This is a genomic window from Agaribacillus sp. DX54, assembly GCF_056858335.1.
Genome location: NZ_JBXEQE010000011.1, coordinates 17,378 through 32,285 on the forward strand (window position 1 = coordinate 17,378; position 14,908 = coordinate 32,285).

The following is a 14,908-nucleotide window of genomic DNA, read 5'->3' on the forward strand; positions in this document are numbered from 1 at the left end:
GCCATCCAAAAAGGCCTGGAAGCACAATATAATATGCTGCCAAGCTACCGGCCATTATTTTAGACATACATTTCATCCGCATGAAAATCGGAAAAAGACTTTAAAAACGCAACAATGTTGCATTTAATTTTCTTGTTTTTTCTCAAATATTTGGGGATGGGTTTTAAGAGCAGGTTATGGTTGTAACCCATACGAACCTTTTTTCAGGATTCAATTATCCTGTTTTGATAGTGAAATTATTCCGGAATAACCTTTTTGCCGATCAACTTCAGCGAATCATTGTTAATGGCAAACAGATAAGCTATCTGTCCTCCTTTTCCGAGTTCGATAGACTTGATAGCCCTTACTTCGCCTTTAATCATTAACCCATTTTCACCAGGCGATTGTGCCATAAACCCTCCTGATCCCGAGTTCTCCAATACTAAACCCCAACTCGCATCATTTCTGGGTGTCTCCACCTCAGAACCATACAAATTACCGCCTAACAGCAAGTCAGGAAAACGATCATTATTTACATCGATTATTTCTATAGCATTGACAGATGAAAATTGTGATTTACCCGGAAGTCGGTGCATAACATATTTGCCGGTACCATCATTTTCTATCCAGTAATGGGCAAATGTCTCAGCTTCATAACTCAGCGAATTGTTAAGCTGGTATTCCCCATAAATATCCAAAAGGTCAGCATCAGCAAAAGATTCATAAGTTTTAAACCTACGACTAATGGCAGGCACTTGCTGTGAAGAACATTCTCTTCCCCTAACGGGAAGCTGCTTTCCTTTTTTGGTATAACTGAGTACAATGTCGGATTTACCATTTTCATCAAAATCATTGGCGTATATTCTGAATGGGTCCTTTTCACTTGCCTGATATTTATAGTTGAGTCCCAAATTTCCGGCTATGATATCCTTATCGCCGTCTCCATTTACATCAACTGACTTGAGTGAATACCACCAGCCACTGGTTTCACCCATCCCAATGTTTTTCACTTCTTCAAAAACATCCGGTTTATTTTCAAAAAAACGTATACCCATCCACTCACCGGCAATGATTAGATCCGGTTTACCATCATTATTAAAATCCTCCCATATAGCGCTGGTAACAAGACCTAAATCAATAAAACCGGGGGCAATTGTTTTTGTTACATCCGTGAAACGGAGATCTTCATCCCTTCCTCCGTCATTTCTCAAAATATAACTGGTAGCCGGGTATGGATAACGACCCGGGACTATTCTTCCTCCTATAAACAGGTCTTTATCCCCATCTAAATCAAAATCTGCCGATATTATCACCTGCCCGCTATTTCTTATAGCGGGTAAAACATCAGCGCCTTTTATATACTTTCCCTGTTTATTAATGTATAACCTATCCTGATAATAGGAAGCCGGTTTACTGGCATCATTTCCACCGCTGACAATGTACAAATCCAGGTCGCCGTCATTATCCGGATCGAACAGTAAAGCGCCGGTGTCCTCATACTCAATATCATCCTGCCAGGGGCCGTCTGTTTTCAGAAAGGTCGTGTCCTGCTGCTGTAGGAACATTTCCGCAGCACTCATGGAGGCATTTCCAATAAAAAAATCTTCCAGCCCGTCATTATCGATATCTCCAACTGCTAGTCCCGGTCCCATTTGAGAGTTCTTATGAGGTAACAATGGCTCGTAGGCAAAATCATCATATTGATCCTCATGGTGTTTGAAGTTTATCCCTGTCTTTTGGGTAATATCAAGGAATTGAGGCTTTGCACCGGAGCGACGTTCTGCAATTTCCTGAGAATGATTATTTTCTTTTTTCTCAATCGTTAAATACTGATTACTCTTGACATTTTTCATGGTTTGAACACCACCGTCCGGCCACCTGATCCTGACCTGTTCTATCACGTCATGTTTACCCAGTCCAAAATGAATAACAGGTTCCACACTTGATTGAAAGCCTCTTGACAGGGTAAGTTCCTGCATTTGCACGTGATTGCCATCTTGTATGGTAACCCGTGTACCTATTCCAAATGGATTTTCTTCAGATCCTTTGATTCTCAAGCTTATAAAATTATTCGATCCGTCATTTTTATTTGCAAAAACCAGCGCTTTTGCATCTAAATTGCTAACTACCACATCCAGATCACCATCATTATCCAGATCACCATAGGCAATACCATTAGAATACCCCTCCTTATGAAATCCTGAAAAATCACTTACATCTTTAAATTTGAAATCTCCCAGGTTTTGAAAAATGTAATTGTTTAAAGGTTGACTGGGCACCTCTTCCATTTTTATTGGTTGGGGGGTTAATGAATTTTTGTTGGCGTTAAGTACGTCGTTGTTGTTGATATCCCTCAGAATGCCATTTGTAATTAATAAGTCTTTATGACCGTCATTATCCAGGTCTGCCAATAAAACACCCCAGCTCCAGTCAGTTGTGGCAAGGCCCGATAACCTGGATATCTCACTAAAAACAGGTATACCATTCCTATTCATTCCATTGTTGACTTGCACGCAATTCTGCATATACTGATAATGCCCCCCTAAATCTACCATCTCCCAAAAGCTCTTCGGATCCATGCTGGCCATATTTACTTTGGCTCTTTTATAGTCTTCGGGTGCCATATCTAGCTGGATTAAATCTATCAACCCATCATTTGTGAAATCCGATGCATCTATCCCCATACCGAACATGGAAGTGTGTTGAAAGGAATCCATGAGTACATCAGAGAATGTGCCATCGGTATTGTTCATGTATAAATGGTCAGGCACCTGAAAATCATTTGAAACATAAATATCCTGCCATCCGTCGTTGTTAAAATCAGCGGCTATAACGCCCAGGGTCAATCCAAAATTCTGAACACCCGATTGTTTTGTAACATCGGAAAAGGAACCATCTCCGTTGTTTTTAAACAAATGGCCCGAGGATTCATGTTGATTCATCACCATCTTTTCAAAATAAAACCTGTTCCCCATACTTAAAGGCAAAAGGGGGTAGTTGCCGACAAAAAGGTCCAAATCTCCATCTTTATCATAATCCAAAAAAGTGGCCTGAATAGAGGGGCTTTCATCATTGATACCGAATGTTTCGGCTTTTTCAGAAAATGTCAGGTCTTTATTATTAATGAATAGTTGATTTTCCGAATTAGTTTTGCCGGAAGCACAAACGTATATATCCAGCCAGCCATCGGCATTTATATCCACCATGGTCACACCGGTGTACCATCGGTTATCTCCCTGAGTGCCAGACGCTGTGCTGATGTCTTCAAAAGTCAAATTGCCCTTGTTCAGGTATAATTTATTTTCGACCATGTTTCCGGTAAAGAATATATCTGAAAGCCCATCATTGTTGATATCTCCTATAGCTATGCCCCCACCCATGTAGATGTACGGAAAATTGAAATAATTTAAACTATCGGATTCAATGATGTTATTGGAAAAATGGATTCCCGATGATTGCGGAGATAGTTCAACCAGAGAAATTCCGGACTCACGGGTGCCGCAACTTCCCATGAGTACCCACACACTAAGTGGGGCCAAAAAGAACCGGCATATTTTAACTGTTAGGGGTCTCATACAAATTTTGATAGTTATTCAGTTATTCATATTCATAAAGTTGCAGGGTCGACTGTTCATACAACCGTGAGAACATAATATCAAAAACACCAACCGGAAGAGACGCTGTAAGTATCTGTTGTCAAACCCGGAAATTATATCGACTAAAGGGTGAAGCAACAAAGACACCGCCGTATGCAATGCCTTTGTTTTCTACTATTTACTATAAAGCTGTTTTCTTTTTAATAGCCAGGGTTCTGCTTCAGACTGGGATTACTTAATATTTCATCTATTGGAATGGGTACCCTTGTATGAATTTCTGCAAAAGGAAAGCCATATTCGGGATGTCCTTCTGCCCTTATTTGATCCGTAGAAGGCCCTATATTCCCCACCATATCCGCATTACCATTCATTCGGTCTATGACAACACCCCATCTTTTCAGGTCAAAAAATCTGTCATTTTCAAGAGACAATTCAAGTATTCTCTCTTTTCTGATTTTATCCCTCAGTTCATCTTTGGTGAGCCCGGTGGGGATGTTTGGCATATTCGCCCTCGCCCTTACCCTGTTTATCGAGGCCAGTATATCAGCTTCCGGGCCATCCGCTTCATTGGCCGCCTCGGCATGCATGAGCAGTACATCGGCAAACCTGATCAACTTAAAATTCTGACCTGAGCTAATACCGAGATCACCGTCATCAGGACGATCTTCCGTCAGCATCCCTGTATTCTTTTTCGGATAAACTTTGTTTTGATCCAGAACTGATTCTGAAAACGGTTGATTAAGATAAATTGTTGATTCAGGATGATCCCATGCCAGTGTAGTCAGTGCCCTTTCGTCTACTCCACCGTCAAGATTATTTTCCGAAAGGAATGCATCCAGAATCCAGGGATTAACCTGATCTACCCATTCCCCGCCAAAAGCCTCCGGAGCCCTGAGTTGAAGAAATACGGACGATCTGCTTGAATTAGGTTCGTCTGAGGACCATCCGATTTCAATCTCGGAGGTATGTTGTACCTCAAACACTGACTCAATATTATTATCACCATTTTCAGTAAAGTTATTGGCAAAATCCGGATCCAGATCATAAATACCGGAATCAATTACTTCCTTGAATTCGGCCGCCGCCAAACTCCATTCCTGAGTATACAAATAGGCTTTCCCGAGCAGGGCTGTGGCAGCTCCCCACGTAGCCCGGCCGCTCTCATCTCCAAAGCTGGTTGGCAACAGTCTTTTAGCCTCCCTGGCATCGCTGATTATCTGCTCATATATGGCGGTTGGGTTACTATTTGGCGCGGCAAATTCTTCCGTATTATTACCAACTGCTGCTTGGGTTATCAATGGTATGTTATCCCAGGTATTGACAAGATAAAAATAATACAAGGCCCTCAGAAAGTATGCCTGACCCATTGCATGATTTTTTACAGTCTCATCGAGATCCGGCACACGATCAATGTTGTCGAGGATATCATTCGCCCTGAAGATAAGTCTCCATGCTTCCGGCCATTGGTTAGGCAAAAATATGTCATTCGGATCAATTATAATGCCTCGGATTCTTACATTTTCGAATGACGGCGTGTACTCGTCTGCCCTTCTAAACCACGTAAAAGGAAGGTATCTGCCCCACCCGAAAATTGTACTCATAGGACTGTAAGCCCCGACAACTGCCTGTTGCACATCTTCTTCATCCTGCCAAAAACTATCTGTAGAAAGCGCATTAGGGTTTTGCTGATCAAGCAAATCCCCACATGAGATAGCAGAGCCCATGAATACCAATGCTAAGAAACTAAATTTTATTTTTATGTTTTTCATGGCATAAATCGTTTTAATTGATGGTGAATTGTACTCCTCCCATGATCATAACACTCTGTGGATAGGCGGAAAGATCCACTCCACGGGTCAGCAGGGCAGGACCGGTTGCACTGGGTCTTCCGGAATTTCCGGGAACCCCTAATTCAGGATCATATCCGGAATAACCGGTCAATGTCAATAAGTTTTGACCACTTATAAAAGCTTTTGCATTCGTTGACCCTTTAAACAAGTTTTGAAAGTTGTAGGCAATGCGCAATTGTTTCAATCTCATGTAACTTCCGTCTTCAATGTAAAAATCCGAGACATCAAAGCGCGTGGTTCCCAGGACGGGAAAATCGGTATTCCTATTTGTCTCGGTCCATGCATTCAACACATCGGTAGAATAGTTACTTCGGGATTCAAAAGAAAGATTGTATTTATTGGCATTCAGTATCTCGTTGCCAACTTGTCCCTGAATAAATAAGGTAATCTCGAAGTTCTTGTAGTTTCCGTTAAAATTCATGCCAAATTCAAAGTCGGGATATGGGTTCCCAATATTTACTTTATCGTCATTATTGACTAAGCCATCACCATTTTGATCCACATAAATTAAATCGCCCGGTCTTAATAAGGACTTAGCCGCCGGATTGTTGCTCAGGTTCGGATCATTGTCAATTTCGGCCTGGGATTGATACAATCCTGCTGTTTCAAACCCCCAAAATACACCTAACTGTTCTCCTACATCAGCCCTGGTACCTCTTAGCCCTTCGGATGAGAATATCCCTCCTGCAATGGGTGATTGAAGTGCCCCTAATGAAGTTATTTCGTTACTGGCAGAAGTCAGGTTCAGGTTTATATCATAGGTGAATTCACCTTCAATTTCCTTATAATTCAAATTTAATTCAACACCCTTATTTTCAATTGCTGCGGCGTTAGTAACCACCGGCTGCTGGGAGCCTGATGTTTGTGGGATCGCCAGTGACAGCAAAATGTCATCAGTTTTACGGATGTAATAATCCACAGCAAACTGCAATTTACCATCCAGGAATCCTGCATCGATGCCAAAATTGGTTGTCCTGGATTTTTCCCAAACCAGGTTTTGCAACCTGAACTGCGTTCGCGCAACGCCAAAAAACCTTTGATCACCGAAATCATAATTCGAATTCAGGTTAATTACCGGTGTAAAGGCATAATCTTCCACATTCTGAGAACCCAATTCTCCGTAGCTCACACGCAGTTTCAAATCTGTCAAAAAGTCACTGGCTGGAAAAAAATCTTCATTTGTAAGTCTCCAACCTGCTGATACAGATGGGAAATAACCCGTACGAAATTCCTCTGCAAACCTCGAAGATTTATCTTGCCTCAAAGTCGCCGTCAGCAAATATTTATCATCATAGTCATAAATCACCCTACCATACAGCGATGCAAGTCCGGTAACTATTTCATCTCCTGAAAATAAAACCACCTCCTCTGCGGCAGATACCACCCTGAGATCATTTGAGGGGAATGTACTTGCCGTAAGCGAAGTGCCTCTGGTGACTATCTTTTGAAAAGTACTTCCAAGAACAGCATTAATCGAATGTTTGTTAATTTCGGTGTTAAAACTTAAAATATTGTCAATCAGTCCGTCAAAGCGAGTGGTACGGCTTTCAGTCAGGTCAGCGTCGAGGTTTTGATTGGCCCCCGGATTAGACTCACTCCAAAAGAAAGTCGGCGTAAAAAGATAGTCTACCTCAGACGAATAATTCAGCCCTAAATTCAGTTGGTATTTTAATCCCGGAAGAAATTCAAATTCTCCCCCGATATTTCCAAAAACCTCATCAATCCGGTTCTCATCATCAAGTGTTACGGCCCTGGCATACCTGTTTTGACTGAAGGCCACGCCATGATCAGCATTGCTGGGCGCCACAAAATTACCTGCTTCATCTTTAAAAGGTAGTGTTGGAAAGTTATATCCACTAGCGCCGTAATCATCATTTTGGTTCAGATTTTTCTGAGTTAAACCCAAAGATTGTGACAACCGGAGTTTTTTGTTCGTCGACCAATACTCTGAATTGAGCCTAAGGTTAATCCGGTTATAATCTGAAGAAATCAGGACACCCCGTTCATTGAAATAATTGGCTGAAAAGTAGACAGAAGAATTATTTCCGCCACCGGCAAGACTAAAACCATAATCCTGAATAACCCCGGTCCTCAGGGACAAATCCTGCCAGTCAGTATCTACATTCGGATCAAAGTCTGTTGAATTGACAGGCGACCTCGGTGAATTGCCCGCATCATCAATGGCATTCCGGACATCAGCATATTGCCTTGCATTTAAAAAGTCAATTTTATTGGTCGGGTTAGATATACCCACCGTTGCATGAGCACTCAGTACAAGTCCGCCGTCACTACCTCGTGAAGTGGTGACAATTACGACGCCATTGGCGGCCCTGGAACCATAAATGGCGGCGGCCGATGCGTCTTTAAGGACTTCTACAGATTCAATATCGTTTGGGTTAACAGAACTCAGTGATTCAAGAAATACACCATCAACAACATAGAGTGGGTCGAGGCTGCCGTTAATGGTTCCTGCTCCTCTAATCACTACGCTCACACCTGCCCCCGGCGCTCCGCCATTTGACTGAACATTCACCCCGGCAACACGCCCCTGCAGCGCCATGGTGGGATTGGATATTGTTAAAGCTTTGACTTCTTCGGAAGTTACAGAGGCAACAGCCCCTGTCAAATCGCTTTTCTTTTGCGTACCATAACCTACAACAACGACTTCATGCAAAGCCAAAAGGTCAGGTAGCAAGGAAATATTAATGACACGCTGGTCGCCCACCACGATTTCTTCCTTAATATAGCCTATTGAGCTAAATACCAGTACGGCACCTTCTCCTGGCACTTCGATTTCATAATTTCCATCCGGATCGGTAACTGCGCCCGTAGTAGTTCCTTTTAATATCACATTCACGCCCGGTATTCCCTCCGCTTTTTCATTCGTCACTTTGCCGCTGATGATAATATCCGGTACTTCCGGAACATGAATGCTTTCCCGGACCGCAGGTTCCCTCCGGTCTTTCAATCGAAGGACATGTATGTTTTGATCAATCCTTTTAAACCCAAGTTTGGTTTGTTTGGAAATGGCCCTTAATACATTGGCCAATGATTGGTTTTGGACATCTAATGTAATTTTTCCGGCTTGCAGATCATCGACATAATATGAGAAATAAAAAGGCGTTTTTGCTTCTATGTGGCGCAGCACCTCTTTTAATGATTTTTCTTTTGTTTCCAAAGAAATGGTTATTTCCTCAAGGCTCTTTGTCTGTCCGCTCGAGTTGTTGGCCACCAACGTACCTGCCAGACAGCAGTTGACAAGGATAAGATTAAAAACCGTCCTTGACATCATAATTAATTGTCTTGTAAATTTTGAATTCATATCTTTATCTAAGATTAAATTTAAATAGGTGGTACCCATGTCATTGCGAATTTCCCAAGTCTTTGACAGGGTACTCCTTTCATTTGTATACACGGAACATGTTCCTTATGTGTGAATTGAGGACATTCATCCCGGGTCGAAGTGTTTCATAAATTTTATTTTTTAAAGTTTAGAAAAACAGATTTGTTCTTTATCTCGTAATCAAAGGCTGAGGAGAAGCCAAGGCCTTCAAGCACCAGCGCCAGGGATTTATTTTCAAACCTGCCGCTGTATTTCCTATCAGCCAGCGGCGCCCCGCTGATCTCAAACTCAACGCCATACCATTGTTCGAGCTTTGCAATGATTTCCCGGAAGGGGATTTCATCAAAAATCAACAGGTTATCCCTCCATCCGGTTATCGTTTCGATATCAAAGTCTCTTTTTGAAAGCTTCTCCACGGAAGACTGCACGGTAGTCATTTCAGCGGAGTCAAGCATTATCTCATCTCTTACATTAGCCACCTTTACTTTTCCTTCCACCAGGGCCACACTTACCCGATCCTCGCCCAATTGCGCCTTTACATTGAACGAAGTACCCATAACTGTAGTGGTAACTTCTCCCGTGATCACCTTAAAAAGTCTTTTTTCAAATTTTGCCACTTCAAAAAATGCCTCTCCCTGCAGGTAAACCACTCTTTCACTATTTGTATGATAGTTCGCAGGAATGCTTAGCTTAGTAGAAGCATTCAATTTGATGAAACTTCCATCTGGCAACGAGATGTTGAGCTTTTCACCTTTTGCTGTTTGCTTTTGAATGTATTCCGTCTCAGCGATCATAGGCTCATTTGAATTGCCATCAGACCATCGCTGAAAAAACAGGGTGCCCAGGATTACAGCTAAAACCACAGAAGCAGAAGCCGCTATTTTTTGCCACCGGATTTCAGATGGTTTGCTGTTACCTGACAGGGCTTTTTCAACCTCCGGCCAGGCCGCATTAATATCCAGCGGCAACTCCTTCTTTGCCGGGGTTTTTTGCCACTCCTTAAATAACCATTGTTTTAATGCATCATCTTCATCATTTTGAACCAGCAGATCCCGTACAATAAGGTTTTCTTCCGGAGAGGTATTTCCCTCCAGATACTTTTTTAACAATTTAAAATCCTCTTGCTTCATTAATTTCCGAGAAATAGTGACTACGTTAACTATTAATTCGTAGAAAAACTTGCCTGCCCTTAAAGGGATTAAAAAAAATCAGATGGCTTTGGCTGGGGGTATGATCACTTTTTACCTGGAGCAGGCCGGTAAGGGTATGTGGATGAACTAATTGAAAAAATTGATTACGAGCGCCAGTATCATGGTATTTGAATAATCCCTGAGGTATTTGCGGATTTGTTGAAGGGCAAGCCTTATCTGAGCTTCTACTGTCTTGATCGAAATTTGTAGTTTGGCAGCAATTTCTTTGTGAGAAAGATTTTCGTCCCTGCTCATCTGAAAAATCCGTCTTCTCTTTTCGGGTAATCTGTCAAGGACCTTGAGGTATTCAGCATACAATTCCCGCCCATTTAAGTCGTTGTCAATCGTACAATCTTCAAATAAAGGCGCATCTCCGTAATGAACCGTTCTTACAATGGATTGTTGCTTTCGTATCAAATCGATCGATGTAAATTTCGTTATTTTGTATATCAGGCCGGATATTGATTTATTTGGCTCCAGTTGCTTTCTCATGTGCCAAAGCTTGATAAACACATCCTGGGCTACCTCTCGTGCATCTTCTTCCGAGTGAAGCAGTTTAAACGCATAATTGGCTACTTTATGAAAATAAAGTCCATACAAGCTACGAAAAGCCTTTTCATTTCCTTTCCTTATGGACTTAATTAAATCTTTTTCCTGCATCAGCGATTAATGTGTTCTTTAACATGAGTTGGCATGCCCGATAGTGTTCAAAAAGCTCACAAATAGTCATTGCTATTTAGAAGGGTTTAAATTAGAAATTAAAATACAAAATTAAAATTCCAGCCTTATCAATACCCATTTTATAAACCTGCAGCTCTTTGGCATCCCCACATCGCATCTAACCTACTGGTAAAAAAAATTTGGATATCCGGAAGTAATGGAAAAGATAGTACTTAAAATAAAAGATATCAACTAATATCTCCCAATACCCTCTTTTATCGGGGTCAACCCACTTTAACTTTCCCTCTTTTTTTATTCATCGAGCTTCCATTCCACTCCCCGCCCGGACAAACCCGTTTCTTTTTCCAATTGATTGATGGTCATCTTTGGATGGTCTCGTAACAACGCCATGATTTTCTCCACAACGTGTATTTTTTATGCGTCTTTTAATGGTCATCGTTGATGATCAAACCTCCAAGGTTTTACCTGCCCGGTGGCGCATTGGAAGACCTTGGAGGTTATTAGTTGATAAGGGATGATTAAAACCTAAGCGTCAGGTTGGCCATGAAATTAGTTGGGGCTTGAGGTACCCCTGTGATTGACCAATATTTTTGATCGGTGATATTATTTACTTTCAATCCTATTCTCCATTTCGGTTGATTGTAGAATACAGAGGTATTCAATATTGTGTATGCCGGAATGGTAAATACGTTATCACTAAACTGAAAATTATCACTCACATAGTTTCCTCCGAAACCTATACCCAACCCTTTTAACTTGTTATGAAAAACATACGACGCCCAAAAGTTAACGACATTTTCCGGTGAACCGGTTGCTTTATTACCTTCTATCGATTCATCAGAGGCCTTTATCATTCTATTATCATTGTAAGCATATCCGGCTATCAGGTTTAACCCTTCGACAGGGTTTGTGATTACTTCTATGTCAAAACCTTTACTGACCTGCTTGCCGTCCTGTATGACGAAACCATCCGGATCCCTCCTTATCGCATTATCAATAGTGATGTTATAATAACTTATAGTTGTGCTCAGTTTTTTGTCGAAAGCCTCTATTTTTATCCCTCCTTCTGATTGTACGGCATAGATAGGGTCTAAAATCAGTAGAGAACCATCGGGTTGGGTTGTCGGGGCCTGGTTTTGAAAACCGCTCATATAATTTCCAAATACAGATATTTGATCTTGTATAACCTGATAAACCAAACCTAATTTTGGGGCCAGGGCTGTTTGATGGTATCCTTCCACTGTTCCCGACCTTCCTCTGTTAAAATGATCTATACGTAAGCTTAACATCGTGGATAATCTATCTGTGAATTGAACTACGTCGGTTACATACGCACTTAACGTTTGGTCATCAGCGCTGTGCCAACCGGCCCAATGTCTGGAAACTATATGTGCATCCAATTCATCTTTTCGTAAAACATCGAATTCTGTTGTAACATCGACAGTATCGATAGAACGGGCAGTTCCTGCTTCACTTCTTGCCTTGTGGTATCTGAAGTTAGCACCAATAAGAATTTTATGTTTGATACTTCCGGTGGTCAATTCGCCATTGATGTTTTGTTGTATGTTGGTAAAGTTATTGTAAATCGGCCCCCAATTTCCAATACCTCTGGATGCTGTAGTGGGTGATAGCCACGTGGGGTAATATTGATAACTGCGGTCGACATCTTCTCCCACAAAGGAGAAAAGTGTCGTGGATGTCCAGTTTTTGGAAATTCGATACGTTGCCTGTGTAAACATTTTGGTTGATGAAGATTTCGCGTTGGCATCCTCGTGATATAATGCCTTTCTATAATCTAATTTGATGTCCTCAGGACTTGTGATTCCCGAATTTGCATCGTATCTGGAATACCTGTTTCTGGTGCTGTTGGCATTAAAAACTTCAAAGTCTACCATAAAAGTCAATCTATCTGAAACTTTATAAAGTAAGCTTGGGGCAATCAGAAGCGTATTGTTGAAGCCATAATTTAAAAAGCTTTTTTCTCTGTTCAAGGCAGTGTTTAAACGAAACAATGCCGTTTTTTCTTTGTTCAAAGGTGCATTTATGTCCGTGGTTATGCGGTGTAAATCATAACTTCCGGTCGTGTAGGATATTTCTGTTTTGTTATCTTTAAAAGGTCTCTTTGTCACCAGATTGATAACACCGCCAAATGAAGAAACATTACTGCCGAACAAAGTTCCGGAAGGCCCTTTCAATATTTCAATGCGTTCTACATTGGCGATATCGGAACTCGAACGAAAAGCTGCGGTTTCCATACCATTTCGGGCATTAATTCCTGCGTCAAAGCCCCGGAAGGTAGTACCGAAACCCCCTGAAACATAAACAACCGGTATTGTTCCCGGTGAGTTTCGCAAGGCATCATCAATATCGGTAATTACTTGTTCTTGCATCAATTCTTTAGGTACTATACTGTAAACCTGCGGGTTTTCCAAATTATCCAATGGCATGCGAGCCACATAGCCAGTTTCTTTTTGGGCAAACTTGTTGGTTTTCTCCGATGCATTGACGACAACCGTCTCTAATTTATTGATGCTTTCTTCCAGTATAATATCAGGAATTGTGGTGGTTTCATTTGCTTTTACCACGATCTGTTTTTGGGTATTTTTATAACCGACCATCCTGATCAATAGCACTCTATTTCCTTCAGGCACCTTCTTAATTGTGAAGTTTCCCCTTGAATCTGTAATTGCTCCCTGGCCTGTCGTAAAACTAAGCGTGGCATATTCCACAGACTTTCTTTCCTGGTCCATTAGCCTTCCGGTTACCGTGCCATAGCCTAGCTGTTTTACAACTACCTGATTTCCATTGGGAATGAAATTCAATGCCGTTAAAGTCTCGATCTGTTCGAGTATTTCACTAACAGCAGCGGAAGGATTATTCAACGTTATCTTTGCTTTCACCGAAACCTGTGAGCTGCTGTACACAAAACTCAGACCGGTTTGTTCCTCGATTTGTACAAGTATATTTTTTACCGTACGTGGCGAAGGAGAGATAGCTACTTTTTTATCAAGGCCTGTCTGTGCGAATGTTTTAGTTGATAACAGCCCTGAGCATATAATCAGGGTTAAGTAAAAGATGCCGTTTCTATATGAAATCGTATGTAAAATTTGCATATTTAAAAATGGTTTTAGTTAATTAATTTGTTGGAAAATTGATTGAATTAAAACTTGTATGCCGGATGTGGTGGGCACATCCGGTTTTATTCTTTTAAGGAGTGGGGCCTCTTACTATGTTCATGTGTTCTTTCTTTTCTGATTTAATGCACTATAATGTGCTCTTTATCTTTTTTGAATTGTAAACCTGTACTTAGCCCGATCAGTTGGAGAATTCTGTCTAAGGATTCGTGCTTAAACTTGGCCGTAAACGGAATGTCTGCTTCTTTTTCAATCTTAAACGGTATACCATACCGTTGTTCAAGGGCTTTGAATACTTCCGGCATCGGTGTATCCTCAAACCACAAAATCCCTTTGGTCCAAGCCATGACCCTGTTCGTGTTCACATCATTATTCAACTTAATATCCCTGGTTTCTTTGTTATAGATAAGTTGCTGACCGGGTTGCAGTGTATGTTCTTTTTGGTCAGAAGAAAACCTTATTTTTCCTTCTACAAGAATAATTTCTATTTCTGCCCCCTGGAAATCATTTCTGATATTAAACTTCGTGCCCAGTACCTCTACCTCTACCTTATCCGTGTATATAATAAATGGATGATCCTCATCTTTGGCGACATCAAAAAAAGCTTCTCCTTTCGTCAGTATGACTTCCCTGGTGTTTCCTGCAAAAAATGAGGGATATTGTAAAGTAGCTCCCGAATTGAGATGTACCGTACTCTTGTCATCTAATATGACCTTCCCATATTCACCATTTGTGTACGATATCGTTTTTTGTTCTGCAAAGCGTTGCTCAATTTGTCCGTAAAAAACCAAACCTAAAGCCAGGAGAAGGGCTACACTAGCTACAATACCAAGTGGCCATGCATATAATCTTCTCGACTTAGCCTGCCCGCTACCCATATGTGCAGACAGTTCCTGCCAGGCTCCGGCCAGATGCTCATCTTCTTTTTCTACTTTGCCGAAAGTAGTGTTTGCAGTACCGTTTGTCAGCCATTCTTCTATTTCCCGAGTTTCTTTATCTGTACATTCCCCCCGGTGATATCTGTCTAAAAGTTCTCGCGTAATCTTCATTTTGTTAGGACAGAAGGCGTTTTACCATGCCTTCCTATTTAGTAGTTCCACAGGTTAATTGTATCCCTACCCCGGTGGTGAAGAAT

General features: G+C 41.4%; 7 protein-coding genes. All 7 read right to left on the reverse strand.

From position 1 onward, the window contains the following. Nucleotides 1-236: 236 nt before the first annotated feature. Nucleotides 237-3,554: a VCBS repeat-containing protein gene (locus tag AC04NP_RS13495; protein WP_482860290.1), complete on the reverse strand. Its 3,318-nt coding sequence runs from the start codon at nucleotides 3,552-3,554 to the stop codon at nucleotides 237-239. Nucleotides 3,555-3,775: 221 nt separating this feature from the next. Beyond that, a complete protein-coding gene (locus AC04NP_RS13500; protein WP_482860291.1) occupies nucleotides 3,776-5,344 on the reverse strand; it encodes a RagB/SusD family nutrient uptake outer membrane protein in 1,569 nt (522 codons plus the stop codon). Nucleotides 5,345-5,357: 13 nt separating this feature from the next. Beyond that, entirely contained in the window at nucleotides 5,358-8,717 is a 3,360-nt protein-coding gene (locus AC04NP_RS13505; protein WP_482860292.1) for a SusC/RagA family TonB-linked outer membrane protein, read from the reverse strand. Between the two features lie 185 nt (nucleotides 8,718-8,902). After that, nucleotides 8,903-9,898: a FecR family protein gene (locus AC04NP_RS13510; protein WP_482860293.1), complete on the reverse strand. Its 996-nt coding sequence runs from the start codon at nucleotides 9,896-9,898 to the stop codon at nucleotides 8,903-8,905. Between the two features lie 147 nt (nucleotides 9,899-10,045). Then, nucleotides 10,046-10,618 (reverse strand): RNA polymerase sigma-70 factor, encoded by a 573-nt coding sequence (locus AC04NP_RS13515; RefSeq protein ID WP_482860294.1) that lies wholly within the window; start codon nucleotides 10,616-10,618, stop codon nucleotides 10,046-10,048. A 539-nt stretch (nucleotides 10,619-11,157) separates the two neighbouring features. Further along, the gene (locus AC04NP_RS13520; protein ID WP_482860295.1) at nucleotides 11,158-13,752 is read right to left on the reverse strand and encodes a TonB-dependent siderophore receptor; all 2,595 of its coding nucleotides are present in this window, start codon (nucleotides 13,750-13,752) and stop codon (nucleotides 11,158-11,160) included. Between the two features lie 143 nt (nucleotides 13,753-13,895). Beyond that, nucleotides 13,896-14,822, reverse strand: a complete 927-nt coding sequence (locus tag AC04NP_RS13525; RefSeq protein WP_482860296.1) for a FecR family protein — start codon at nucleotides 14,820-14,822, stop codon at nucleotides 13,896-13,898. Nucleotides 14,823-14,908: the final 86 nt, after the last annotated feature.